Origin of the sequence: Longicatena sp. 210702-DFI.1.196, from assembly GCF_020563125.1 — a bacterium.
In the GTDB taxonomy this organism is placed as follows: domain Bacteria; phylum Bacillota_I; class Bacilli_A; order Erysipelotrichales; family Erysipelotrichaceae; genus Longicatena; species Longicatena caecimuris.
In genome coordinates, this window is sequence record NZ_JAJCPX010000010.1 from 17,769 (window position 1) to 43,204 (window position 25,436).

General features: G+C 43.1%; 21 protein-coding genes. 14 read left to right on the top strand and 7 right to left on the bottom strand.

Going from position 1 to position 25,436, the window contains the following annotated elements; all coding sequences use genetic code 11:
- Nucleotides 1–157 precede the first annotated feature (157 nt).
- From LI241_RS06280 to LI241_RS06320, 9 genes are read left to right on the top strand one after another with little or no spacing between them, the layout of a single operon-like run.
- Nucleotides 158–2,437 (top strand): ATP-dependent helicase, encoded by a 2,280-nt coding sequence (locus LI241_RS06280; protein WP_008689735.1) that lies wholly within the window; start codon nucleotides 158–160, stop codon nucleotides 2,435–2,437.
- Nucleotides 2,438–2,448: 11 nt separating this feature from the next.
- The gene (gene ligA / locus LI241_RS06285) at nucleotides 2,449–4,437 is read left to right on the top strand and encodes an NAD-dependent DNA ligase LigA (RefSeq protein WP_227151079.1); all 1,989 of its coding nucleotides are present in this window, start codon (nucleotides 2,449–2,451) and stop codon (nucleotides 4,435–4,437) included.
- Nucleotides 4,434–5,546, top strand: coding sequence for a CamS family sex pheromone protein (locus LI241_RS06290; RefSeq protein WP_008689733.1), 1,113 nt, complete (start codon nucleotides 4,434–4,436; stop codon nucleotides 5,544–5,546). Before ligA ends, LI241_RS06290 begins: the two co-directional genes overlap by 4 nt.
- A 9-nt stretch (nucleotides 5,547–5,555) precedes the next feature.
- Nucleotides 5,556–5,849: an Asp-tRNA(Asn)/Glu-tRNA(Gln) amidotransferase subunit GatC gene (gene gatC, locus LI241_RS06295; protein ID WP_008689732.1), complete on the top strand. Its 294-nt coding sequence runs from the start codon at nucleotides 5,556–5,558 to the stop codon at nucleotides 5,847–5,849.
- Nucleotide 5,850: 1 nt separating this feature from the next.
- Nucleotides 5,851–7,272: an amidase family protein gene (locus LI241_RS06300; protein WP_008689731.1), complete on the top strand. Its 1,422-nt coding sequence runs from the start codon at nucleotides 5,851–5,853 to the stop codon at nucleotides 7,270–7,272.
- Nucleotides 7,269–8,696, top strand: coding sequence for an Asp-tRNA(Asn)/Glu-tRNA(Gln) amidotransferase subunit GatB (gatB, locus tag LI241_RS06305; RefSeq protein WP_008689730.1), 1,428 nt, complete (start codon nucleotides 7,269–7,271; stop codon nucleotides 8,694–8,696). The genes LI241_RS06300 and gatB overlap by 4 nt, the downstream gene beginning before the upstream one ends.
- Before the next feature lie 48 nt (nucleotides 8,697–8,744).
- The gene (locus LI241_RS06310; protein WP_008689729.1) at nucleotides 8,745–9,350 is read left to right on the top strand and encodes a hypothetical protein; all 606 of its coding nucleotides are present in this window, start codon (nucleotides 8,745–8,747) and stop codon (nucleotides 9,348–9,350) included.
- Nucleotides 9,351–9,389: 39 nt separating this feature from the next.
- Nucleotides 9,390–10,994 (top strand): 23S rRNA (uracil(1939)-C(5))-methyltransferase RlmD, encoded by a 1,605-nt coding sequence (rlmD, locus tag LI241_RS06315; RefSeq protein ID WP_227151081.1) that lies wholly within the window; start codon nucleotides 9,390–9,392, stop codon nucleotides 10,992–10,994.
- 24 nt (nucleotides 10,995–11,018) lie between these two features.
- Nucleotides 11,019–11,264, top strand: a complete 246-nt coding sequence (locus LI241_RS06320; RefSeq protein WP_160265935.1) for a DUF6061 family protein — start codon at nucleotides 11,019–11,021, stop codon at nucleotides 11,262–11,264.
- A 62-nt stretch (nucleotides 11,265–11,326) separates the two neighbouring features.
- Here LI241_RS06320 and LI241_RS06325 read toward each other — a convergent pair whose 3' ends face one another.
- From LI241_RS06325 to LI241_RS06355, 7 genes are read right to left on the bottom strand one after another with little or no spacing between them, the layout of a single operon-like run.
- Entirely contained in the window at nucleotides 11,327–13,069 is a 1,743-nt protein-coding gene (locus LI241_RS06325; RefSeq protein ID WP_227151083.1) for a UvrD-helicase domain-containing protein, read from the bottom strand.
- A gap of 14 nt (nucleotides 13,070–13,083) precedes the next feature.
- Nucleotides 13,084–15,072 (bottom strand): ATP-dependent endonuclease, encoded by a 1,989-nt coding sequence (locus LI241_RS06330; RefSeq protein WP_227151086.1) that lies wholly within the window; start codon nucleotides 15,070–15,072, stop codon nucleotides 13,084–13,086.
- Nucleotides 15,073–15,104: 32 nt separating this feature from the next.
- Nucleotides 15,105–16,205 carry a restriction endonuclease subunit S gene (locus LI241_RS06335; RefSeq protein WP_227151087.1) on the bottom strand — a complete coding sequence of 367 codons (1,101 nt, stop codon included), beginning with the start codon at nucleotides 16,203–16,205 and terminating at the stop codon, nucleotides 15,105–15,107.
- Nucleotides 16,192–18,105 (bottom strand): class I SAM-dependent DNA methyltransferase, encoded by a 1,914-nt coding sequence (locus LI241_RS06340; RefSeq protein WP_160265931.1) that lies wholly within the window; start codon nucleotides 18,103–18,105, stop codon nucleotides 16,192–16,194. Before LI241_RS06340 ends, LI241_RS06335 begins: the two co-directional genes overlap by 14 nt.
- A 34-nt stretch (nucleotides 18,106–18,139) precedes the next feature.
- Nucleotides 18,140–18,787: a sigma-70 family RNA polymerase sigma factor gene (locus tag LI241_RS06345; RefSeq protein WP_227151089.1), complete on the bottom strand. Its 648-nt coding sequence runs from the start codon at nucleotides 18,785–18,787 to the stop codon at nucleotides 18,140–18,142.
- Entirely contained in the window at nucleotides 18,762–19,562 is an 801-nt protein-coding gene (locus LI241_RS06350; protein WP_160265929.1) for a helix-turn-helix domain-containing protein, read from the bottom strand. Before LI241_RS06350 ends, LI241_RS06345 begins: the two co-directional genes overlap by 26 nt.
- A 14-nt stretch (nucleotides 19,563–19,576) precedes the next feature.
- Nucleotides 19,577–20,887, bottom strand: coding sequence for an RNA-binding domain-containing protein (locus tag LI241_RS06355; protein WP_227151091.1), 1,311 nt, complete (start codon nucleotides 20,885–20,887; stop codon nucleotides 19,577–19,579).
- A 325-nt stretch (nucleotides 20,888–21,212) separates the two neighbouring features.
- On the opposite strand from LI241_RS06355, the gene LI241_RS06360 reads away from it, so the two are divergent.
- The 5 genes from LI241_RS06360 to LI241_RS06375 all read left to right on the top strand — a co-directional run bounded on the left by LI241_RS06360 (nucleotide 21,213) and on the right by LI241_RS06375 (nucleotide 25,430).
- Entirely contained in the window at nucleotides 21,213–21,833 is a 621-nt protein-coding gene (locus LI241_RS06360) for a CHC2 zinc finger domain-containing protein (RefSeq protein ID WP_227151093.1), read from the top strand.
- On the top strand, nucleotides 21,808–23,181 hold the full coding sequence (locus tag LI241_RS06365; RefSeq protein WP_227151094.1) for a phage/plasmid primase, P4 family: 1,374 nt from the start codon (nucleotides 21,808–21,810) through the stop codon (nucleotides 23,179–23,181). The genes LI241_RS06360 and LI241_RS06365 overlap by 26 nt, the downstream gene beginning before the upstream one ends.
- Nucleotides 23,169–23,297 carry a hypothetical protein gene (locus tag LI241_RS15795; RefSeq protein ID WP_255616370.1) on the top strand — a complete coding sequence of 43 codons (129 nt, stop codon included), beginning with the start codon at nucleotides 23,169–23,171 and terminating at the stop codon, nucleotides 23,295–23,297. The genes LI241_RS06365 and LI241_RS15795 overlap by 13 nt, the downstream gene beginning before the upstream one ends.
- 284 nt (nucleotides 23,298–23,581) lie before the next feature.
- Nucleotides 23,582–23,797 carry a hypothetical protein gene (locus LI241_RS06370; RefSeq protein WP_031473406.1) on the top strand — a complete coding sequence of 72 codons (216 nt, stop codon included), beginning with the start codon at nucleotides 23,582–23,584 and terminating at the stop codon, nucleotides 23,795–23,797.
- Between the two features lie 343 nt (nucleotides 23,798–24,140).
- Nucleotides 24,141–25,430 carry a plasmid recombination protein gene (locus tag LI241_RS06375; protein ID WP_227151096.1) on the top strand — a complete coding sequence of 430 codons (1,290 nt, stop codon included), beginning with the start codon at nucleotides 24,141–24,143 and terminating at the stop codon, nucleotides 25,428–25,430.
- The last annotated feature ends 6 nt before the right edge of the window (nucleotides 25,431–25,436 follow it).

A 25,436-nucleotide genomic window follows, 5' to 3' on the forward strand; every position in this document is an offset into this window, starting at 1 on the left:
TACAAGCAGCCAGAAAGAAACCTTGTCGAAGTATGACGACTATGCAAAGTACATTGCATCTAAGCGAGTTAAAGGTTTGTAAAGATTTGCGAAGAAATTCATTTTATATTAAGGAAATCATGAGGAAAGTATAGTATAATAAGCGGGAGGTGATTTTGTGTCGTTTTTAGAACATTTAAACAAACAGCAGGTAGAGGCGGTTCATACAGTAGATCAGCATCTGCGTATCATTGCAGGAGCTGGCAGTGGAAAGACGCGTGTCGTGACGACCAGAATCGCGTATCTGATAGAAGAGATGCAGGTGTATCCTAATAAAATATTAGCGATCACTTTTACGAATAAGGCAGCTAAAGAAATGAAGGAACGTGTAGAAGGAATGCTTGGCGAGGTGGCTAAGGCTGTCCAGATCTCAACAATTCATTCCTTTTGTGTACGTCTGTTAAGAGAGGATATCTTAGAAGTAGGCTATCCTCGCAATTTTACGATTTTGGATAGTGATGATCAAAAAAGCATTTTACGGGATGCTTATAAACAAATGCAGATTGATGTGAAAAGCTACAGCTATAATTCCATGTTGGGCTATATCAGTGCCAATAAAACTAATTTTGTAGATCCTGTGATGGCAAAAGCGAATGCCGGACCATGGGCAGGAGAGCAGATCAAGGCTGATGTGTATGCTTATTATGAAAAACGTCTGAAAGAGATGTATGGGTTAGACTTTGATGATTTGTTAATTTTTGCTTACCGTATCTTAAAGGATAAAGAAGAAGTACGGGCAAAATGGCAGCGTCGTTTTACATATATCCATGTTGATGAGTTTCAGGATGTGGATAATTTACAGTATGCTATCATACGTCTGTTAGTAGGTGATCACAGCTATTTATGTGTGGTCGGTGATCCGGATCAAACCATTTATACTTGGCGTGGTGCGCAAGTGGATATCATCATGAATTTTGAACGTGATTTCCCTGACAGTAAGACGGTCATTTTGAATCAGAATTATCGTTCTACACAGCCGATATTGAACGGGGCGAATGCCTTGATCCGCAATAACCGCAATCGTATTGAGAAAGACTTATTTACGGAAGTGGAAGGGGATAATCCCATCATTCACTTTACGGCAATGGATGATGTCAATGAACCGGTTTGGGTTGCCAGCCGTATCATGGCTTTATCCCACAGCGGTGTTTGCTATCGGGATATAGCGGTATTGTATCGTTCTAACTATTTATCACGCGGACTGGAAAAAGCGTTGTTGGATTTTCGCATCCCTTATCGTATTTATGGGGGCATTCGTTTCTATGATCGTGCAGAAATCAAGGATGCGTTAAGCTATTTACGTTTGTTGGCACCAAAACAAGAGGATGATGAAAAGGAATTGTATAAAAACCTTTCCATCAAACGAATCATCAATATGCCCAAACGCGGTATTGGCGCAAAAACGATGGAGCTGATTGAGCAGCAGGCGGAACACGATAATACCAATATGTATGAAATAATCAAACAGTATGAAATCGGCAAAGGCAAGGCAAAGGCTAATATTCAGGCATTTGTGGCGTTGATTGAAGAATGCCGTCAGCTGGTGGATGAAATCAGCATTGATCAACTGTTGGAAAAGGTATTGGAAGATAGTGGCTATCTGGATATGCTGCGGGAAGATAAAGAAATCGAGCGATTGGAAAATATCAAGGAATTGATTAGCGATATCGCCGACTATGTGGAAAATAACCCGCAGGGATCCTTACAAGAATATTTACAGGAGATTTCTTTATATACCGATAAAGAGGCAGATAGCAGTGGTGATTTTGTACAGTTAATGACGATTCATGCGGCAAAGGGATTGGAATTTGATAATGTCTTTGTATACAGTTTGTGTGAAGGAATATTTCCAAATGATAAAAGTGTTATCGAGGGAGGTCAAGCAGCTTTGGAAGAAGAGCGCCGATTGGCCTATGTGGCCTTTACCCGCGCAAGAAAACAGCTGTTTTTATCAGACTCTTATGGGTATAGCTATGTCTTAGATAAGCTAAAGACAACCTCACGGTTTGTTAAGGAACTGCCGGAAGAATACTTAGAAGAAGTTGGCGCTAAGCCACGAAATCATTTTGCGAGTGATGTTGATACATTTACCGGAAATGCCTTTTTATCCTCTCAAGCACCGCAGTTTCATGAGGAACATCAGGATGATATGATCCAAACGTTCCCTAATGATGAAGAAACGTCGATGGGTGGGGCAAAGGCGAGTCAAAATGATAGAAAAAGTGAAATGAAACATAAGAAAAAGGGCAGAATACGTAAAGGAGATTTGGTGAATCACAGTGTCTTTGGTGATGGTGTGGTCATTAAACTGGAAGGTGAACTTGCGGCAATTGCCTTTGATAAGCGATTTGGCATTCGTAAGATCAATGTGAATCATCCATCTCTAAGCAAGAAATAGGAGGCTGACATATGGACGTGCAACAGCGTATATTAGCATTACGAAAACAATTAGATACTTATGCGTATGAATATTATGTATTGGATCAGCCCAGTGTGCCAGATGCGGAATACGATCAGGCATATCAGGAGCTGTTAAAGCTAGAGGATACTTACCCGCAATATCGAGATCCCAATTCAATTACCCAAAGAGTTGGCGGTGTGGTTTTAGATGTGTTTACCAAGGTAACACACAAACAGCAGATGTTGTCCTTAAGCAATGCTTTTAATTTGGAAGACTTGCAGGCTTTTGACGAACGTGTGCGCAGTATCGTGCCAAAGGTGAGCTATGTGGTAGAATTGAAAATGGATGGACTTGCCATTTCTTTACATTATCACGATGGCCGCTTTGTACAGGCGGTGACCCGCGGCGATGGCTTTGTGGGTGAAGATGTAACCAATAATGTTCGTACGATTGCTTCCATTCCGATGCACATTGAACGCATGGGCGATGTGGAGGTACGTGGAGAAGTCTTCATGCCAAAGAAAAGCTTTGCGGAACTCAATGCGCAACGTGAAAAGAATGGCGAAGATGTTTTTGCGAATCCCCGCAATGCGGCAGCTGGCAGTATTCGTCAATTAGATAGTAAAATTGCGGCTAGTCGAAAACTGGATGCGTTCTTATATTATTATGAGGATGCTTTAGGCGCTGGGATACAGACACATGAAGAAGCGTTAGAAACAATGGAACAGCTGCATATCAAGGTGAATCCATTACGTCGAGTATGTAACAGCATGGATGAGGTATGGAGCTTTATTCAGGAAATGAGTGAGCAGCGTAATGATCTTCCATATGAAATTGATGGTATGGTCATCAAAGTGAATGAATTGACAGCCTGGGAACAATTAGGTACGACCGTGAAAGCCCCAAGGTATGCCATTGCCTATAAATTTCCGGCTGAAGAAGTTGTCACTAAGCTGCTAGATATTGTCTTAACCGTAGGAAGAACCGGTCGGATTACCCCCAATGCGGTGTTGGAACCGGTTCGTGTAGCCGGTACTAGTGTATCAGCAGCACAGCTGCATAATGAGGATATGATCAAGGAAAAAGATATTCGTATTCAGGACGATGTTGTTGTGCGCAAAGCCGGAGATATCATTCCGGAAGTTGTACGGCCATTGATCGAGCGTCGCAACGGAACACAGGCGCGTTATGTGTTCCCTAAGGAATGTCCGGTATGCGGCAGTGCGTTAGTGAGATTGAGCGATGAAGCAGCGCATTATTGTATCAATCAGGATTGCCCGGCCCGCGTTGTGGAAAGTATTATCCATTTTGCCAGTCGTGATGCCATGGATATTGATACCTTAGGCGATAAAAAAGTCGAATTCTTCCATAAGGAAGGGTTGTTAAATACGATCGAGGATATTTATCATTTAAAAGATCATAAAGAAACAATTTTACAGATGGAAGGCTTTAAGGAACGTTCTTATCAAAAACTTATTGATGCTATTGAAGCAAGCAAACAGAATCCTTTAGAGGATTTGGTCTATGGCTTAGGCATTCGTCAGGTTGGCAAAAAAGCAGCCAAAGTCTTGGCAAAACATTTCCTTACGATGGAGAAACTTATGGCCGCAAGTGAAGAAGAGCTGGTTGCTATCAAAGATATTGGCGATATTACAGCGCAAAGTATCGTGGCCTTCTTCCGAGAACCTAAGAATGTGGAATTGATTGATCATCTGCGTGGCTTTGGTTTACGTATGGATAGTGAGGAAGAAATCATTCAGGAAAGTATGTTCACTGGTAAGACCGTTGTCTTAACTGGAAGTTTGCAACAGATGACACGCAATGAAGCTAAGGAGCTTTTAGAATCCTTAGGTGCTAATGTGAGTGGCTCTGTATCAAAAAAGACAGATCTGGTCATTTATGGCGAAGCTGCCGGCAGTAAACTGACAAAGGCGCAAAGCTTAGGCGTTGCGACGATGGATGAAGCAACCTTTTTACAGGAGGTGAAGACATCATGAAACATAAAACAACAGGATTACTTGCCTTAGCGGCTATCCTAGTAGTAAGCGGCTGTAACAGTAGTTCCAATAAACCGAAAAAAGATACAACCAGTGAAGAGACCACAGTCATTCATGAAGGTGACTATGCGGCTTTACTGCCCTTTGAGGCAAGCAGTTCACGCATCAAACATGCCTATACGACCAATTTGAATGAAGCGATGATCATTGGGGTAGGAATGATGAACCTTTCCAAAGAACATTTTTCACCGGATGATTATGCTTATAAGGAAAGTCAGTTTTTGAGCTATGATGCCTTAGATGCGACAGGACTTGATCGTGTCGGTTTATTAGGCAGAACGAGTGAAAAGAATCCGAATGGTATGAATCCGGCAATCGGTACCGAAATTGATACCAATAACGGAAAGAAAAAAATTGGCAGTCAGGATGTCTTACTTATTGATATCTATGAGCTAGACTGGTATGATGGTAAGGATTTAGAAGGGTTATCTTTAGGTATTGTCCTCAATGATGAAATTGGTGACAGTGTCAATCCAGACATCGTAAGTGATGCGAAATTACGGGCGTATGGGGAAGAGGTAGGCCGTAAGGTTGTCAGCTACTTGCGTAAGACCCATCCGGAAATCGGCCAAAAGACACCAATCTATGTAACCTTATTTAAGGAAAGCGGTGTGAATACGACCTTACCGGGAACCTTTATAGAAGAAGCCTATTTTGAATCCAAGACGATTGGTGAATACAGTAGGCTGAATGAAGCTTGGGCCTTATTCCCAAGCAGTGCCGCAACAAAGCTAGACAGTACCAATGCGACTTACTTTGATCGCCTGGTAAAAGAAATCAAAAATTTCTTCCCGGAAGATACTGCCGTGATTGGTACCGGACATTTCAAGGATAAGGAATTAGCATCCTTAACAATTGATATTTCCATGCATGCGAAGACATGGCCGGAAGCCAATGCGATGATGCAGAAGGTAAATTCATCGCTGTCAATTTTCTCTAGCACTAGCTTTGCAATTAAGGTGCGTTTAAAAAGCGATGATGTCTTAATTGGCGCAATGCAAAGAGAAAAAGGCAGCAGTAAGGTAACCGTTATACAATTAATGGAGTAGGAGGAACATATGGAAGCGTATAGTGCAGAATATTTTAAGAAACTGGCGCATGATATCATGTTTGATGTCAGCGATGATGAAGTCGTCGAGCTGCAGGCAGAGTTTAAAGAACTGCTGTCACAGATTGATGTACTAAATGAAATTGATACCGAAGGTGTGGAAGAGATGATCTATCCATTCGAAGCAGAAACAAAATTCCTGCGTGAAGATGTGGTCGCAAATGTAATCTCTCAGGAAGATGCTTTAAGCAATGCGAAAAGCGTAAAAGCAGGACATGTACATGTACCAAAGGTGGTGAAGTAAGATGGATTTTGAAAGAGCGAGAATCGAAGATGTCGAAACACGTGTAAAAAGCGCTGTTGAAAGAGCAAAAGAAAAACAAGAAGAGCTCAATGCTGTTGTAAGCTTTGTCGATGTGGATAGCCAGTTAGCTGATTTAGCGAACAAAGATCCACATGCTCCTTTGTATGGCATGCCAATCGTATTAAAAGACAATGTGAATATGAAGGGTGTTAGAACAACTGCCAGCTCTCGTATACTGGATAACTATATTCCTGTATATGATGCACATATCAGTGAAAAACTGAAAGAAGCCGGTGCGATTGTCATTGCCAAATCTTCTATGGATGAGCTAGGCATGGGTGGAACGAATAAGAATGCCTATACCGGCAAGGTTAATAATCCTTGGGATCCAACGCGTATTTCCGGAGGCAGTTCCGGAGGTAGTGCAGTATTGGTTGCTAGTGGAGTAGTACCTTTTGCCATCGGTACCGATACCGGGGACAGTGTACGTAAACCAGCTGCTTATAATGGCATTATCGGTATGAAACCAACCTATGGTAGAATTTCTCGTTACGGTATCATTCCTTATGCGAGCAGTTTGGATCATGTGGGATATTTTACCACAGCCATTGAAGATGCTGCTGTGGCATTGGAAGTATTAGCAGGAAGAGATGATCGTGATATGACCAGCTCTTATGAACCGGTACCAAACTATGCAAGCGATATCAACAGTGATATCAAAGGCAAGAAGATTGCGATATTGGATAATGTACAAGAAGCCATTACCAATGCTGAAATCAAAGAAAACTTTGATGCGCTGATGAAAAAATTACAGGCTAGAGGAGCCATCGTTGAGCATGTACGCTTTGATGATAAGCTGATGCGTGCGATGCTGCCGGTCTATTACATCATTGCCAATGCCGAAGCTACAGCGAACCATTCCAATTTAGATGGTATCCGCTTTGGTATGCGTGAAGATGGGGCAAGTGTGGAAGAAGTCATGATCAATTCCCGTACCAAAGGCTTATGTCCTTATGTACGTAAACGTTTTGTCATCGGCAGCTACTCTTTATTTGAAGAAAACCAGGAAAAAATCTTCCGTAAGGCACAAAAAGTACGCCGTTTGATCGTTGAAGAACTGAAAAAAGCATTAGCTGGTTATGATATCGTGATTGCGAGTGCATCCGGCATGATTGCGCCAAAAAGTGAAGACAGCCAGGATGAACACCTAAGCAAGGATGTCTTGGTTGCCGAAAACTATATGGTTATGGGGAATTTCTCCGGCTATCCAAGCATGAGCATGCCAACCGGCTTTGTGGAAGGTATGCCAATCGGTATTAATATGACCGCAAAACCATTTGCTGAACAAACCTTATTTAATATCGGAAAAGCTATTGAAGAAGAAACCGGCTTAAAAGGAAATGATGTGGAGGTGGACGCATGAAATACGAAACAGTCATTGGAATTGAAATCCACTGTGAATTAAAAACGAAGACAAAAATGTTCTCCTCAGCACCTGTCGCTTTTGGAGAAGTTGCCAATACCTGTGTCAATGAAGTGGACTTAGGTCATCCTGGAACATTGCCATGTGTCAATAAGGAAGCCGTAAAGCTCGCAATTAAAGCAGCTACAGCATTAAAATGTGAAATTGATCCACTCGTAAAATTTGACCGTAAGAATTACTATTATTCTGATTTGCCAAAAGGCTTTCAGATTACTCAGCAGTTTCATCCTATCGGAAAAGGTGGCTGCATTCATATCGAAACCAAGGATGGCGTAGAGAAAGACATTCGCATTAACCGCATCCACATGGAAGAAGATACCGCAAAACAGTTTCACTCAGAAGCCGGTACATTGATTGACTTTAACCGTGCCGGTACGCCTTTGATTGAGATTGTCAGTGAACCAGATATCCGCAATGGGGCAGAAGCTGCCGCTTATGTCGAAAAGCTGAGAACATTATTGTTGTATTTAGGTGTTTCGGATGTAAAGATGGAAGAAGGCAGCATGCGTTGTGATGTCAATGTATCCATTCGTGAAGCAGGTAGTGATACCTTTGGCACAAAGACGGAGGTCAAGAACCTAAACTCTATTTCCAATGTGCAAAAAGCCATTGATGCGGAAGTAGAACGTCAGATTGCACTTGTCAGCAAGGGTGAAAAAGTTGTACAGGCTACACGTCGTTATGATGAAACGCAAAAGACGACGATTCTAATGCGTAAAAAAGAAGGCGATGTGGATTATAAATTCTTCCCTGAACCAAATATTCCACCAATTCGTTTAGATGCTGCATGGATCAAGGATATTCAGGAACATATGGAAGAATTACCAGATGAACGTAAAGCACGTTATATGAAAGAAAATGGTTTAAAGGAATACGATGCCAGTGTTCTGGTTGCCAATCGTGACTTAGGTGATTTCTTTGATGCCGTATGTGAACATACGAAAAACTTTAAGAAAGCAGCAAACTGGGTCATCGTAGAATTGCCGGCAGCTTTGAATAAGGACAATATCAAATTTGCCAACAATCCATGTGAGCCAAAGCATTTAGCTGCTATGATCAATATGGTAGAAGCCGGAGAAATCAGTGGCAAACAGGCGAAGATTGTCTTTGAAGAAATCATGAAGGGAAAAGATCCAAAAGTCGTTGTGGAAGAAAAAGGTATGAAGCAGATGAGTGATACCGGTGAACTGTTGGCAATGGTTACCAGTGTATTAGATGCCAATCCTCAATCCATTGAAGACTTTAAAAACGGAAAAGACAGAGCCGTTGGTTTCTTAGTTGGTCAAGTCATGAAGGCCAGCAAAGGACAGGCAAATCCGGCTTTAACGAACAAACTTATTCAGGAAGAATTAAAGAAAAGATAGCTTTTTCCAATGAAATTTAGTACAATGAATATTGTCAGGAGTGATAATATGGCGAAAAAAGGCAAAAAACAGACGACTGATAAACAGACGACTGGAAAAGCAAAACATACGAAAAGCAGAATTCTTTATTGGATTGCCGCTGTGGTAATTCTGATACCGGTGTTGCTTTTAGGTTATATTTATTTAAGTGCCAAAGAGAGTGCCGGCACGCCAACGGTTGGAAGTCGTTTTGACAATTCCCTTGATCCGGCAATCACAGAAGAACAATTAACAAAGGTAAAGGATGCTTTAAAATTTGATGGTGCAGAAAATGTGGAAGTCAATTTAAAGAGTGCTACCTTGCGCATTACTATTGATTTAGATGATAAAGCAGGCAGTAGTAAGGTGAAAAGTGTCTTAAATGATGCCTATGATAAGGTTGTTAAAATATTACCGGTCAAGACATATTTCACTAATCAAAAAGATGTGAGAATGTATGACCTGGATATTCATGTGTACAATTTCATCCCGGAAGGTGATGACACAAGCGGATGGGTGTATAAGGAAAAGGTGAAAAACGCCTCTGCGAAGAAAGCAGTAACCGATACCTTAAGCAGTGCCCGTAATAAGAAACAGGCAAATAAACTGTTGGAAGAACAGAAAAAGGATAAATAACAGAAAAGGGCGTAATGCCCTTTTTTAAGGAGTATGGGTATGAAGAAGAACGAACATGTATTTGGTGTATGCAGCGGCTATACAAGTGATGGGCATGGGGTTGTGAAAATTGATGGCTTTCCACTGTTTGTCAAAGGTATGATGGATAAAGAAAGTGGCGAGCTTGTTGTTACGTTGGTAAAAAAGAGTTATGGGTTTGCGCGTTTATTGAAGCTGGATAAGGTGAATGAAGAACGTGTAAATCCAGCTTGTCCAATCGCAAAACAATGTGGTGGCTGTCAGCTGCAGCATATGTCTTATAAAGAACAACTGGCATTTAAGAAACAGAAGGTGCAGGATGTTATTGAGCGCATTGCGAAATTGAATGTGCAAGTGGAAGATGTCTTAGGTATGGCACAACCTGATCATTATCGCAATAAGGGGCAGATACCGGTAGGTGTTGTAAAAGGACAGGTCGTAACAGGGTTTTATCGTATTAATTCCAATACGATCATTGATACGGATAGCTGTGGCATTCAAAGTGAAAAGATCAATGCGGTGTTACAGACGATGCGAAGCTTGTTTAAAAAGTATGGAAATGCCGGTGTATTCCGTCATTTGTTAATTAAACATGCCTTTGTGACAGGAGAAGTCATGGTTGTATGGATCGTGCGACAGAAGAAGTTTGCACATAGGGAAGAAATGGTGCAGGAGTTAGTACAAACGATACCGGAGATTAAAAGCGTTGTGTTGAATCTGAATACACGTGAGGACAATGTGATTTTAGGGAAACAGGAAGAGGTACTGTATGGGGAGTCGTTTATTACGGATGAAATTAACGGATTGAAGTTTCATATTTCCGCGAAATCGTTTTATCAGGTGAATCCTGTGCAGACAAAGGTGCTGTATGGAAAAGCGTTGGAGTTTTGTAATTTAAAGGGAAATGAAACAGTCATTGATTTATATTGTGGCGTGGGGACTATTAGTATGTTTTTGGCGCAGAAAGCTGGGAAGGTCATCGGTATTGAAATCGTTGAGCAGGCGGTGCGTGATGCCAGAGAGAATGCGGCCTTGAATGGCTTGGATAATGTGAAATTTGTGTGCAGTGATGCAGCGGCGTATGCGAAGAAGATGAGTGAGCAAGGGGGAAGAGCGGATGTTGTGGTAGTGGATCCACCGAGAAAAGGGTGTGATCAGGTGACCTTGGGTAGTATCGTGCAGATGGCACCAGAGCGGTTGGTGTATGTGTCGTGTGATCCGGCAACGTTGGCAAGAGATTTACGGATTTTGGAGGGGAAAGGGTATCGTGTTGAGGTGGTGCAGCCGGTGGATATGTTCCCGTGGACGCATCATGTGGAGACGGTTGTCTTGCTTTCCAAGGGCGAGGTCGACTCAAAAAAGATTCGGGTTGAGTTCTCTTTGGAAGATATGGATATGTCCGAATTTCAGGATGGGGCAACATACACGCAGATAAAGGAGTATGTACTGGAACATAGTGGATTAAAGGTATCCAACCTATATATTTCGCAGATTAAACGGAAATGCGGGATTGAGGTAGGAAAGAATTACAATCTGCCGAAATCAGATGATTCCAGACAACCCCAGTGTCCGCCGGAAAAAGAGGAAGCAATCCGAGAAGCATTCAAATATTTTGGGATGATTTAACATCCCGCAAAATGGAGGTTTCTTATGGATAGATTGATTTCTTGTGAGTTTAATATGGATACCGCTTGTGTGGAATTGAAATTCTTTGATGGCAGTATGCTTGCTATTGATACGATTGCGGTGGAGAACGAAGTTGCCGACAATATGTATCAGCGTTCGGAGTTGGACTGGCTGATCTACAATAAGCCGTTGGAATATGCACAGCTTGTACTTGGTGGTAATTTGGAACAGTATATACATGGAACGCCGGAACATCAATTGATTGATTAAACTATATAAACATAACACAGTCCACTGGTTCAGATGATCAGTGGACTGTGTTTCATTGTTGCTTAATGAGTCATTTCCATAAATTGCTGATAAGTAAGAATATTGTCTTCACCTACCAAGGTTTTCAAAAAAGCTTTGAATGCGGCATCCATTGGCACAGTAATAAAAAAGAACAGCCGCTTCTTGGGTCTTGAGCAACAAACATAGAAAAGATTCCGGTTTCGTTCATACGATGCTTCTTTGCCTTTAGGAATAGTAGCATGACCCGTTATCATGGGTGCATAGGTTTCAAATTGGTACTGATTCCATCCCTTGCTGATAACAAAAACAACATTGTCGTATTCTTCGCCTTTTACGCCATGTTCCGTTGAAAATTGTGCGTCTGGATATAGAAAATTCCTAACAGCAATAAATTGCGCATAATCCAGCTGTAAAAACTGTTGAATTGTAGCTTCTGATGCATACATTGTTTCTGGAGCATCCTTATAAAGTCGGTACCATCCATCCACTTTAGGCGGAATGGGTATCAGTTGACTATGAATGATTATCTCCAAAACATCTATAACTTTTTGGGTGCGAACTTCTGTTAGCTGGTTATACAGCGTTTTCCATTTGGTTTTTTCAGATTTCATTGTAATTGGATATCGCTTTATTCCGAGCGTGTCAAAAAGCAACTGGGTGTTCGAAGTATCAAGCGCATGATATATCGGTTCTATCGTATCAGCAAAGAAAATAAGAAAAGGATCTTCCTTGTTGCGCAACCCATCATCCAGTATATCCAAAAGTTGCTCGTAACCTTGTTGGGAAGCAAGAACTTTGTGCGTAATCATCAGAACTTTAAGATTCTCGTCAGGGGGTGTATTCTGTTCAATTTTTGCTCTGATAGTGTTCAGTCTTGTCCTCAACTCGGCCGCAGGCAATTCATTTTTGAAATTGCGTTCTGTGCGACGAACTCCTGAATAATCATCACACGTAATCACTAAAACTTCACCGTCAAATCCATCAATGGCTGATTTTTGCGGCAACTCAGGGCGGATATCATTTAAAAGTTGAACAATCCTTGGAGCAGATCGGAAATTCGATCCCTTCTTTATTATCTCGATTTTTTCGTGTTCAATTTCTCCACAGGCTTTGTTTGACTGATAGATGGTTTGCCAGGCATCGCCGAAAAAGCCGAACTGAGGTCCAACACCTTTTGCTATAAAAAACTCAATAAAGCGATCAATAATCGGTTTATAGGAGTCTTGGTATTCATCAATCAGAATCAAAGGGTATTTATCCGCAAATACCCGGCGAAATTTAGCGTTATCAAGAAGCAGGCAGAAGAGATTTAGAACGTCGTCATGATAAAGGTACTGAATTCCATTTTCCTTGTAACGATGTCCCAAAGTATATGCAACTTCGGTGACTTGATTAAAATCACCTTCGTCTGGCAGATAATCAGGATTTGTTGTGACAGCATCAATCAAGACGCTTTGATATTGTTTGATGGCATTCCATGCAAAAGAGTGGATTGTGGAAGGAATAATAAACGAGTCTTTTGCAAGCCGTTCTGCAATGACATCTACTGCTGCATTTGTATAGGTGATACAGACTACATTCTGTTTTTTTCGGCTGTAATCAGACCATTTATGTTCCTGTATCCACTCAATAGCTCGATTCAGAGAGTAAGTCTTGCCAGAACCCGCACCGGCTTCAACACGGAAACTGTGTCCAGACTTAAGTGTTTCGATAATCTGTGCATCAATCTTATCAGCTTCAGCTTTTGCAAGATCGTAATTTGCACCAATATACTCTCCACCCATGAACCGGCACCTCCTTACTCAAGAACTCTTTGGTCATTTAACCATTTTAATCCGGATTTTATGTAATCAGGAACGCAATAATCGGAATATTTGTAAATCAAATCGAGAGCAAAATCTGTTTTACTCTTACCCGTAAATTCAAGCTTCTTCTCGCTTATTCTATTACCTAAATTGTAATGCTTTCGATTGACATTGCGGATGGCTTCTTCCAAAGAATGTCCACATAATCCATTTTCAGTAGTTTGGAACTCGATATGGCATTTTTCTCTGGTTTTGTCATCTGCTGTCATAGCAATAATTTCCGAAAGGTCGATTTTTGAGGTATCATCCTCAGGAATCCCCTTATTTCTACGAATCCACCATTTAATTGTTTCGTTAGATGTCGTCTCGCCTTCGCTAACCACTACCGACTTTTTTACGGTCTTTCCGCCTCTTCCTTTTCGATCTGCTACAGAATCTAAGTCGGTAAGGATCAGGCATGGAACTCCTAAAAATTCAATAAACGGAATGAATTTATGTGCATAGGCCCCGCCGATTTCAATTAAAGCATAATACTGTGCAGATAAAGGATATTTACAAGAACCAAACACCCCAGCTGTTTCGCATTTCTCAATCATGTCGGGCAATAGCAACCGTTCACAAGCACCTTCGACGAAAATGGCTTTATCCGCAAAAAACAAATCACATTTAGTCAAAGTTAAATACTTCCGGATAAAATCTACATTATCGGGATTGGCCTGAGCGAAGGTGTTCAAATTCTTGTAAATCACACCGGCGGTAGACTTTTGTGCATACCGAACTTTTGCAAACTCCATAGTATTAGCTATATGAGCGGAATGCGAGGTCAGAAAAGTTTGTATTTTGACAGTGGATAGATTGCTAAGAAACTTTTCCAAATATGCCGCAAAAGCGGTCTGCATTTGTGGATGCATATGTGATTCTGGCTCCTCAATAAAGAGCAACGGAACACACGCAACACCACGTTTCTTAATATCCTTGGCAAATGCAGCAAGAAGGAACTCCATTTTGATCAGATTTTTATAACCAAGGCCATTGTGGGAACTCGGCAAACTTTCGTTTGCTGTGCCGGATATATAAGATAGCTTGGTCTGATTCTTGATCTGATCGTCGATGCTGAGCTGCGTTGTAACCCCAAGCTTTAATTCCTCTATGTTGGGATAACCAAAGCCAATAGAATTGTTCACAACAGAACTTAGAATTTCATCACTCTGCTTTTGAACATCGTTATTGGCTTTTTCCACTATTGAGCGTAACCGTTTTATTTCTTCGGCAACATCTGGATCCAGTTCTGCTTCGCTCGTATCAAAGAATCCGGATATTAACGATCCAAGAGAACTTTTATGTGTGTCATCTTCACCAAGAACTCGTTCAGCAGGAATTGCATGGAATGGGAACAGATCATGTAATTCCTTGTGGCTTTTTACCTGTTTGTCGTCCGGGTTATTTGGGTTGATGGCATATACGGTTAGTCCAAACAATTTGCCGAAATTATCGGCAAGCACTTTATGAGCATCTTCGCTTGGTGAAAAGGCATCATCCTTATAATAACTGCTTTCCAAGAGTGTCCACAAGGTTTTCTCGTCGGTTTTTAGGCGATACTCCGCACGGATTAGAGCAGTTGTTGTGTCCACATCCACATCAATGATAAATGGCGACAAAGCACCTAAGTTATCATCCGGATCGTCCAAAGAATAATCCACTAAGAACTCTATGGAAATAATCTCGATCTGCTTACAAAGATCTTCATAAGAGAGCTTTTTCTCCATAAATAGAGCAATTTTAGTATAGAAATCTTCTCGCCTTAATAGTGGATAGTCATCGAAACATAAGACTTCTCCATCCAGGACATTTCTAATGCACGAAAAACAGGATGTTTTAGCGGTGTTGTTTCTGCCAACAATTAAGGTTGTCTTAGGATCGACTTCCAACTCGGCATCAATAAGCAATCTATAGTTTTTAACTGTAATTTTTGTTAATTGCATATATGCCTCCATTTTTTTCTGTAGTAATGCGGTTAATCGTTTGCAACTACAGGAGAAGTTTTTTCTTTTGAATCCAGATACGCCAAATACTGTTTATACTTCCTGAGCATTAGATTTTTGGTGTACTGCTCCATATATTTATAATCAGGAGTACCATCGTCTGTAACCGGAAGCATGATTCTGGTATTTGCCATGCGTTCTGCGTTGAATTTGTACAGATAGCCAAACTTGCTTTTCTGTTGTAGAATAGTTACTTTCATGAACAACAACACAAACTCATTATCTTCATGGTGCTTCAAGTGAAATCTTTTGACATCATCGGAGAAAATGCACTCATACGGGTGGTAAAAGCCGATAACCATACCGTTTCCGTTGTAATTTACGCCGAGCACATTCTTGTCCAAGGATATATTCGTATCATTTACAAAGCGTGCAACGCCGTTGCTATTATCCAATGCCCCAATGAAAGGCCGATTGCCGGGTGTTGAATTCGCTGCCACAAGTCTTTTGCCAGGGAAAATATCAAAAACATCAGAAATCAAGAAGGCGTCCCAATCCTTTTGGCATGGTTTAGGAATTTCATTGTGTTCACTTAATTCAATGACTCGTTTTCGTGCATATTTTTGATACTTTGTCAGCAATATCGCTCTTTTTTGCTGAGTATATTGTGACATATAGTCATAATCAGGTTTCCCGTCAGTATTTATAGGTAACATTGTCTGGGTACTTAGTAGTCGACGGCCAGTCCAACTGTGTCCGTGCGAGAAAATCGCTTTGTTTGAACTGAGACACTTGGCAATAAAAACACCACTATTTTCTGAAAGTTCAGCGTTATAACCACTTGATGTTTTACCATTCATACCGATGAAATCCATAGGTATGTAATGTGCTAACCCAGCAGCACCATCGCCTAACTGAACAAAAACGATAGCATTTCCGTTGGAAATCCATTCGGGGTGCTCCTTTGCACTGCACATAGAAGCAAAACCATTATTTGTTTTTGCAGCTGCTATATATGGAACATCATCACCTTTGATAAGCTGTCCAGTTGTTTTCCCTTTGGTGGCTTTGATTTCATCAAAAAGACTTTCAACATTGAATGCGGCCCAATTTTTTTCGTCAATCTTTTTCATGGTTATCATTGCCTCCAAATAAATATTCTCTGTTTTGCATAACCATAGAAAATTCAAAAGTCAAATAATCTCCAATAGCCTTCTCAAAATCAGCATCCGTTGGTATTTCATCATTGAAATAGAAGAAGGAATGCAACCACTCATCCTCGGCTTTCACCATAGATTCTACACAGAATTTTGAAGGAGCTTCAACACGACCATTCCAAACATCAAGCAAATGTTGACGCTTATCCTTAGCCGAATCCCCTTCAACAAGTCCAACATGTGCATGTACTTCATATCCATCATCTCGAAAATCAATGAATTTGCAAAGTTTGCCACTAGGATGCGGCTCATGAGCTGTGAATACAGCAATAACAGGGTTGGTTCCAACCCCATAGAAAGTATCAGTATTGCAGGTGATGACGCCTTCCAGAGTATGGTGTTTCAAAATATTTTCCTTAAAAGCCTGTTCATCTTTGGTCTTGCCAGTCATAGATGACTGTGGAACAATTACCGCAGCCCTTGCACCTTCGGCCAAAGAATCGAGCAAGTGCTCAACAAAAGATAATTCATACTGCGAAGGATCAGCTTTGGTCCCCTGGGAATAGGGCGGATTCATCATACCAACTGTTGCGCCTTTGAGCTGTACCTGAGCAGGATTCTGTCGGAGAAAATCTTCACATTTGATGTTACTGTTACCATCTTCACGGAGAATCATATTGGTGGCAGCAATAGCAAACATATTGCTCTGAAGTTCAAAACCGTGCAGTTGCTTCTTCTTTATATTTTTCCGTTTGTTCTGGTCAGTACCTGCCTTTTCAAGCATATGGTGCATGGCTGCAACGAGGAAACCGGCGGTGCCGCAGCAGGGGTCAAGAACAATGTCTGTAGCCTGAATGTCCAGAAGGTCACAGAATAGATCACAGATATGGCGAGGCGTCAGGACGATACCGAGTGTCTGCCCATCACCGCCGGAATAACGCATAAACTCGCCATAGAATCTTCCAATGAAATCTTCACTGGAGCTGCGATACTTTATATTGTCAAAAACATTCTTCTTCAAGAATTCAGTGTAAAATTTCAGCGGAGTTTTGCCTAGTTTGGTATCAACTTCATTTAAGCGAGCACTTGTGCGAATGATAGAAAATTCGCTCATCAGCTTGTCACGCTTCGCATCAGGGCCGACATTAGATGCTTTCAGACGGCGCTTTATAGCATCGTAAATCAGCTGCCCATCCGTGGTTGTTTCATCGCCAAGCAAATCGTTGGGTTTGAAGAACTTATCGTCTAGTGCCAGAAGAATGCCAGAAACCACCAAAGGCTTGTCCTGATCCTTTAGAGAACCGTAGGTACGCAGATATTCGTGCAGTTCAGCTGCATCCTTCAGGATTTCCTCAGTAGTTTTTTCAACGTCAGTCTTTTCAGCCAAGACATAACGAGTGTAGTATTCCTCAATATTAGCAACTGTGAAGGATGTAAAAGATTCAATATCAGGGAGTTGCTTATATCCTTCTCTGTCATCTACATACAGCGGAGTGATTTTATGGTGCTTTTCATCGCCGGAAACGCCGATTGCAAAAATTTTGTGGAAGCTACTATTCTGAGCAATGTGTTTTGCATAGAAGTACGCTCCGTTTACAGCATAGTCAGCAATATCCTTCTGATCAGCAGATATAATTCCAGTATCGGTCAGCTTCTGGTGTTTAGCCAGATCGGCTTTATCTTCAATAACGATGACAAAGTCTTTCACGACCGCAACATACTCAGGGTATCCGGCGTTACCGGTACCACGCTTCGATGCGCTCTGTAAAGCATCGTTGATTTCTTTAACATCGCTGCCTTGTGCATCATATTTAATTTTTGAGTCGTCGAGCTGACGAGCAACCCACAAATCAGTTTTTATTTCTTTTTTAGCCATGACCTATATTCCTTTCAAGCTATAATGTCTGTGTTTAATGGAACCACCACGGTAGTTCCAGCCACACATTATCCAAAGCCAGTGCTTCCGTAGATCTTGCACGACTTTCAGACAGGTGGAAATGCTTTGCTGTTTCCGTCAGCGGGTGTTCAATATCATCGTCAAAACCAAAGCGGTATCGCAGATAGTATTCCTCTCTGGGTTCGATCATGTTCAACGCATGGTGAATATCATCGATCCGTTCCTGCGCCAGATATAACTGTTCCGGCGTTTGCTTTGTAGGATCAGCAATATATTCATGTTTTCCTCGGTTCTCGTCTTTTGCTATTTCGTCCAGATGGATGATATTGCCCAAATTCTTCGCCTCAAAGGTAGGATTATAGCTGCGTATGTAATCCACCATAGCATTACGGATCGCCGGAGCTGCATAGGTCAGAAATTTGTTTCCGGTATCCGGGCGATAACCGGAGATACCATCCAGCAGACCCAAAGCACCCTCTTGCACCAGATCGTTGATTTCGATGCCAAGAGAAGTGTTCAATTCCCGTTGTGCACTCCACATTTCATAAGCCGTTCTCTTTATAAAACGAAGGTTGTTCTCTACAAGAGCATTTCTTGCTTCCGTATCGCCATTAAGAGTAGCGATACAGAGTTGCTCATTGGTCATTTGTTCCTTTTTCATGGCCTGCTACCGTGCCGGTCAATGCCAGAAACATCTGTTTGACCATTTCTTTATCGATGCCGGGCAAATCAGAAACCGATTTCGCAACCGCCTCTGCAACCTGATCGACTGTAATTTTTCTGTTTGACTTTTTCTGCCCTTTGGTCAATTCGGCATAAATCTTTTTCACTGCCTGAGAGGTCAGTTCTTTACTTGCAGACAGATCATTGCCAACTTCCTTCTTTACGGCTTGCACCGCACTCATAAACGATCGTTGAATCGCTGTCAAATCAAACTGATATACCGGAACCTGCAAGTTCTTGACTTCTTCAACCGCTCCCGGTGCGCTGCCAAGCATTCCGGCGACTGTTGCATAAAGCTGATTCTGTGTCGCAAATCCCTTGGCAAGTTCATCATCCAAATAGCGGGAGATCAGATTAGTGGTGTTTGCGAACTCTGGGTTTTCAAGCAGTGCATTGACTATCTGCGGATTTACCTTGTGGGTATACAAGTTTCTCGCTGCCTGTACCGACAGCCCAAGTTCGGAAATATCGTAATTTATGCGGTCTGGAACATCAACTTCGCCAAGTAGGAAATCCGTGGAGACATTGAACACACGGGCGATGCGGATAATATTTTCATTGCCGATTTTATCAGTGCTACCGCTGATGAAACGGCTCAGAGTGCTTTCTGCCATTCCGATACGGATAGCCAGTTCTGCTTGCGTCATTTTCTTGGATTTCATCAAATCCTTAATTCGATCACGGATTGTACCGGGTAAGAAAACCTGATCCATCACAGCGCCTCCGATCATTTCAGTTTGTATTTCTTATTTACACCTCTACCAATGATGTCAATCAGTTCATTTTCGTGCATCTGTCTGGCAAGCAGATAAGCTCTCGTCTTCTTGATGTTCAGCAGTTCCTGCAGATCTTCGTCGGTCATTTCGCCATACTCTGCCAGATAATCCATCACGGTTTTCATCTGGGGGGTGATGGTTGCGGTGGATTTGCCAGTTGTTGCCGGTGCGTCATCGCTTGCAGCACTGGCAGCATTCATATTCGGCAGTACGATTTTGAAAGCATTGGTCGTTGCCTCGATAGTGGGCTGTACAGGGCAGTTTTCATACAGCTTGAAAATACGGCGAATACCAGTGCCATAGCTTTCGATCAGACGCAGGCGGTGGAACACTTCCGCCAGCTTTTTATTTCTCGGCTGGGAAACGCCAATACGGATATCTTCGGTAGAAAGGCCGGGAAGAAGGCCGCCGAGAGAGATGAACTCCATCTTGCTGTCGTTGACATTGATAATGATGCTGCCGCTGAAGCCGTAGTCACGGTGCACAAGAGCATTGAGCAGGGCTTCACGGATGGCTTCTTCGGGATAATCTTTCTTATCTGTGCGGATAACTCCTTTAATCGTGGAAACGGTCTTATTACACAAAGCAAGATAGTTTACAGAATCCTCGAACTGTTTGAATACCGAGCCGCCGAATTCTTTGCTGTCCCGGAACTCCGTGCAAAATTCATCATTGAACACGGCAATTTTAGTCGTGTGGTGGCATTGGTCAGAGAGCAGCAAGGCAAGGTTGGTGTAAATATCGTTCTGTGTGATCCCCAGCGCACGATATTTTTCAACAGAGAACTCAACTCCGTATCGTTGGAATGCAGTTTTAGCAGCATCAAAGGTTAATTCCTGTTCCATACAGCGTGAAGCCTCGAAATTGTCACCATCTGATTCTTTAATCATTTTTCTAATTTGGTCAGGAGATGCCTGCACACTGGATGCACCCTGTCTAACATAAACACCAGTGGGCTTCATACCCTTGGATTTTAGATAATAGGGTTTATAGCTGCCTTCTCCTACTTCAATCTGAATGACCTTGTTGTCCTGGAGGATATATCGCACAAACATGGTAACATCCGGTGCGATCGCATCACGGATACCGTTTGTGATACGGGTATAGGTTTCATCCACATCGTCAATTCCAGTTAAATTACCCTGATCGTCGATACCAATGTAAATCACGCCACCGTCACTGTTCGCAAAGGCAATGACTTCCCGATAAAGGTCTTCGATCATCTGAGATTTATATTCGATGCGCTCACTTTCATATTGCATATTCGGCACCTCCAACATTTCTTGATTATATTATACTCATATTTTCACTTTTTTCAATACCGTAAAGTGAAAATTCACTTTATTCACTTATTCTGTGAAAATTGTACCTTGTCATTCACCTCGTTTTTTTTTTTTTTTCGATTGAGAAGAATGATTGAAATCATATAGATCACTCAGTCCTCTTAGATCTTGCATTTTTGCAAGATTGCAAGAGGGCTTTTTTGTTTTGTTGCAGTAGTGCTTGATTTTTTCAATCTAAGTCATTTTCCACGTATATTCAGGTGACAAAGAAATTTGTCAAAATAATTGGAAGGAGAAAAAATCTATGACTATCTACGAAACCATCAAGGCGGCGATCAGCGTAAAGCAAGCCGCCGAACACTATGGGCTGAAGATCAACCACAACGGCATGGCTTGCTGCCCGTTCCACAACGACAGGCATCCGAGCTTGAAGCTGAATGAGGACTATTTTTTCTGCTTCGGCTGCGGAGCCAAAGGGGATGTGATCGACCTTGTGGCAAGGCTGTTCAATCTGAGCAGTTATGAAGCAGCGCAAAAGCTGGCTTTGGACTTCGGGCTTGACCCGAAACCGCCCACTGCCGCAGCTATGGTCAAGCCGAAGCGTCCCTATATCCGTCAGTTCCGGGAGGATGAAATGCTGTGCTTCCGGGTGCTGACGGACTATCTGCATCTGCTGGAAGATTGGAAAGTGCGGTATGCACCGAAAACACCGGACGATGCACTGGATGATCGTTTTGTGGAAGCCTGCCAGATGCTCTGCCATATCGAGTATATGGCAGACATTTTAACTGTGGGCGATCTGGAAGAACGGGTTGCTGTGGTGGACGAGCTGATGAAGGACGGCAAAATTACGTTCTTGCAGGACTACACCACAAGAAAGAAAAAGGAGGTGGCGCAGCATGGCAAAGAACCGGAAAACGCCTGATATGAATTTGCCCATGTGGTTTGATGGGCAGAACATCAACGAAGCTCTGTTTTGTGAAGAATTTCTGCAAGAGCGCAGGATCATCTTTGCAAACGGAGCTTTTTTCACGCCCGATGGTCGAGTGACTGACGATCTCCCTCTGCGTGGAGAGATTTACGACAAGCTGAAATTCTGTGCCGTGAACAATATCCCCCGGAAGATCATCAACATTCTGGAAGTGCTGAAACTGGAAGCGCAAGTGCCGGACTTTCCACCGGAGCAGGATCGGATTCATTTGTCCAACGGTACGCTGCTATTGAACGGCACATTTACCGAGGGCAGACCGGCTATCGTGCGGAGCCGTTTGCCGGTTGCTTACAATCCCGATGCTACTGCGCCGGTGATCTGGCTGAACTTTCTGGATGGGTTGCTTTACGTCGAGGACATTCCAACTTTGCAGGAGTTTATCGGCTATTGCCTGATTCCCTCCAACAAGGGGCAGCGCATGATGGTGATTAAAGGCAACGGCGGCGAGGGCAAATCCCAAATCGGAGCTGTGCTTTCTGCTATCTTTGGCACGAATATGAAAGACGGCAGCATCGGCAAAATTTCCGAAAACCGCTTCGCCCGTGCCGATCTGGAACACATTCTGCTGTGCGTGGATGATGATATGCGGATGGAAGCCCTGCGCCAGACCAACTATGTAAAATCCATCGTGACCGCACAAGGCAAGATGGATTTGGAACGCAAAGGCAAGCAGAGTTATCAGGGCTGGATGTTTGCCCGGTTGCTTGCGTTCAGCAACGGTGATCTGCAAGCCTTGTATGACCGCAGTGACGGATTTTACCGCAGACAGCTTGTGCTGACTACCAAAGAAAAGCCTACTGACAGAGCTGACGATCCTGACCTTGCAGAGAAGATGAAAACCGAAGCCGAGGGCATCTTCCTGTGGGCATTGGAGGGTTTACAGCGGCTTGTTGCCAACAACTTTCAGTTTACGGAGAGTGACCGTATCCGGGAAAACAGGGAAGCGGTCAAGCGTGACAACAACAATATCTTTGATTTCATGGAATCGGAGGGATACATCCGGCGTAAAGCGGATGCGTCCATTAGCTCCAAGGATTTCTATGAAATCTACCGGATGTGGTGCGAGGAAAATTCCCTTGCTCCGCTGAAAGCCCGCAGCTTCAGCGACGCCATGATTGCCAATGCCAAGAAATTCAATCTGGAGCATTGCAACAACATCACCAACTCTGCCGGACGGCGGGTTTGGGGATTCATGGGTGTGGAAGCTGTGACACGACCTAATATAAATGGGTTTTACGACGTTTCGCCATGTACGTACGTACCGGAGGAATGGCAGAACTAATTCTCGCTGTTCCTTTTGGTACGTATGTACACAGCATTTTACCCGTTGTTCTCTATTTATGGAAACAGTCAGCGGTCAGAACTGACCTGTTGTCGGGCATTGAAAATCAATGGTAATGGAAACAGCAAAGTTTTTGGCCGCAAGACGAAACTATTTCACTAAATCGTGCTTCTCCAAACCATGCACCCGGTTCGCGGAACAGTAGGTGTTTTCACTGTTCAAAACTAAACCGCACGGAACAGCAAAGTGGGATATATGCCTATATGGACAGAGTATGGCACCCACAAAATGAAAGCAATTTAGGAGAAAGCAGATTTTTCACTGTTCGGTGCATCTGCTCCGCTTTGGGGAGTAGCTATTGCACCAAACTACAAATTAAAAATATGGAGGAATTTTCAATATGAATGTACGCAACGAAATCAAGGCACAGATCATCCGTGCCGGAATGACCATGCAGGAAGTGGTTGACCTGCTCTCAGACGAGTATGGTTGGAGCGACAGCGTTTCCAACCTATCCGCAAAATTGCAGCGGGAAAGCATCCGATACAAGGAAGTATTGGAACTTGCCGATGTGCTGGGATACGACATCGTATGGCAGCAAAGACGGGAGAAGTGATGCCCCGGCAACAGCCTTTCGCATCGCCCGTCCCCATAGGCGCACCGCTGCCTATGGATGGCAGTGAAAAATGCGATTTTCGCTGCCACCGTCTGCAAGAGGAGGTTCACCGGAACAGATTCATGCAGACGTGCTGACCATGGGCAAAGTTGCAGACATTTTCGCCTTGGTCAGCAGAGGTTGCCGCAGCAACCGCACTCCCCCTCGGGAGAGCCCTCGGAGAGCCCACGGCACTTTGCAGCCAGTATGGATGAAAGTGTCATAGTGGGTTATTACACTTTGAAAAAGTGCCGTTTCCCGGTTTTCCCGCTGTCTGCAAATCTCAAAGAAAGGACAAAAATCCATGTCAAGAAATGACGGAATAGACCGCACCGTAGCCCGGAATCAGGACTTACCGACGCCGGACGATGTGGCAAAAATACAGGAACACAATGAGCGTGAAAAGGACAGTTACAGCAATCAGGATATTGTGCCGGAACGCACTCCGCTGAATGTTCACTTCAAAGATCCTACCGATGATTATGTGAAAATGTTTGAGCAGATGGAACAGGATGGCGTGATTTCCACCAGAGGGTTGAAACCGGATGCCATCAAATACGGTGAGTTGGTATTCGATGTGAACTCCGCTTACTTCTACAACCACGGCGGCTATGAATTTGCAAAACAGTTTTATGCCGATGCCTATAAAGCCGCCATGGAGATCGTGGGCGGTGAGCAGTATATCCTTTCCGCTGTGATGCACGCCGATGAGCGTAACCGGGCCATGTCCGAAGCATTGGGCGAGGATGTGTACCACTATCACCTCCATGTGGTTTATATCCCGGTGGTAGAAAAGCAGATCCTTTGGTCGAAGCGGTGTAAGGATGAATCCCTCCGGGGAACAGTAAAGGAAACGATCATGCAGGTCAGCCGAAGTAAGAAATGGGATTCCAAGCCAGTGCTTGACGAGGATGGAAATCCAAAACTCAATGAAAAAGGAAAAAAGATTTTGAGGTCATCCTACAGTGTATTGCAGGATGACTTTTTTCATTTCATGCGAAATGCCGGATATACCGATGTGGAGCGTGGAGAGCATGGCAGCACCGAGGAACATCTGACAGTGACACAGTTCAAGGTTCAGGCTGAACAGCAGCGTTTGGAAGCTATGACCGGACAGGTGGCACAGGCGGAGCGGGGGTTGGAGAATGCCAAAGATGCCACGGAGAAACAGAAAAAGAAACTGGAAGCTCTGCAAAAGGAAACCAAAACAGCAAAGACCGTTGCTCTGACGGTGCAGGAGATTGAAACGATGGGAAAGAAAGCCACATTCGGAAATAATATCACGCTGACACCGGATGAGTGCGACACGCTCAAACGCTATGCGGTCAACGGCATTATCGCCAATGCTGACAACAAGCGCTTGAAGGAGAAACTGGCTTCCGCTGAAAAGACGGTTTCCATCTGGAAACAGCGGTATGAAGCAGTAAACGAAAAATATATGGAACTGAAACAGAAAGCCCAGCCTTTTCTGGATGCACTGGAAATTGCATCCGAAAGGGTTCGGGCTTTTATCAATTCTATCCTCATCAGAGGAAAGGAAACGCAGGAACACAAACACCCTGACCGGAAGCGTGGACAGGATATGGAACTTTGATGGAGG

Excerpts from the sequence above, each read along its gene's own strand:
- ligA (WP_227151079.1), top strand. The coding sequence starts at position 2,449 with ATGGACGTGCAACAGCGTATATTAGCATTACGAAAACAATTAGATACT.
- LI241_RS06290 (WP_008689733.1), top strand. The coding sequence starts at position 4,434 with ATGAAACATAAAACAACAGGATTACTTGCCTTAGCGGCTATCCTAGTA.
- gatC (WP_008689732.1), top strand. The coding sequence starts at position 5,556 with ATGGAAGCGTATAGTGCAGAATATTTTAAGAAACTGGCGCATGATATC.
- LI241_RS06300 (WP_008689731.1), top strand. The coding sequence starts at position 5,851 with ATGGATTTTGAAAGAGCGAGAATCGAAGATGTCGAAACACGTGTAAAA.
- gatB (WP_008689730.1), top strand. The coding sequence starts at position 7,269 with ATGAAATACGAAACAGTCATTGGAATTGAAATCCACTGTGAATTAAAA.
- LI241_RS06310 (WP_008689729.1), top strand. The coding sequence starts at position 8,745 with ATGGCGAAAAAAGGCAAAAAACAGACGACTGATAAACAGACGACTGGA.
- rlmD (WP_227151081.1), top strand. The coding sequence starts at position 9,390 with ATGAAGAAGAACGAACATGTATTTGGTGTATGCAGCGGCTATACAAGT.
- LI241_RS06320 (WP_160265935.1), top strand. The coding sequence starts at position 11,019 with ATGGATAGATTGATTTCTTGTGAGTTTAATATGGATACCGCTTGTGTG.
- LI241_RS06325 (WP_227151083.1), bottom strand. The coding sequence starts at position 13,069 with ATGGGTGGAGAGTATATTGGTGCAAATTACGATCTTGCAAAAGCTGAA.
- LI241_RS06330 (WP_227151086.1), bottom strand. The coding sequence starts at position 15,072 with ATGCAATTAACAAAAATTACAGTTAAAAACTATAGATTGCTTATTGAT.
- LI241_RS06335 (WP_227151087.1), bottom strand. The coding sequence starts at position 16,205 with ATGAAAAAGATTGACGAAAAAAATTGGGCCGCATTCAATGTTGAAAGT.
- LI241_RS06340 (WP_160265931.1), bottom strand. The coding sequence starts at position 18,105 with ATGGCTAAAAAAGAAATAAAAACTGATTTGTGGGTTGCTCGTCAGCTC.
- LI241_RS06345 (WP_227151089.1), bottom strand. The coding sequence starts at position 18,787 with ATGAAAAAGGAACAAATGACCAATGAGCAACTCTGTATCGCTACTCTT.
- LI241_RS06350 (WP_160265929.1), bottom strand. The coding sequence starts at position 19,562 with ATGGATCAGGTTTTCTTACCCGGTACAATCCGTGATCGAATTAAGGAT.
- LI241_RS06355 (WP_227151091.1), bottom strand. The coding sequence starts at position 20,887 with ATGCAATATGAAAGTGAGCGCATCGAATATAAATCTCAGATGATCGAA.
- LI241_RS06360 (WP_227151093.1), top strand. The coding sequence starts at position 21,213 with ATGACTATCTACGAAACCATCAAGGCGGCGATCAGCGTAAAGCAAGCC.
- LI241_RS06365 (WP_227151094.1), top strand. The coding sequence starts at position 21,808 with ATGGCAAAGAACCGGAAAACGCCTGATATGAATTTGCCCATGTGGTTT.
- LI241_RS15795 (WP_255616370.1), top strand. The coding sequence starts at position 23,169 with ATGGCAGAACTAATTCTCGCTGTTCCTTTTGGTACGTATGTACACAGC.
- LI241_RS06370 (WP_031473406.1), top strand. The coding sequence starts at position 23,582 with ATGAATGTACGCAACGAAATCAAGGCACAGATCATCCGTGCCGGAATG.
- LI241_RS06375 (WP_227151096.1), top strand. The coding sequence starts at position 24,141 with ATGTCAAGAAATGACGGAATAGACCGCACCGTAGCCCGGAATCAGGAC.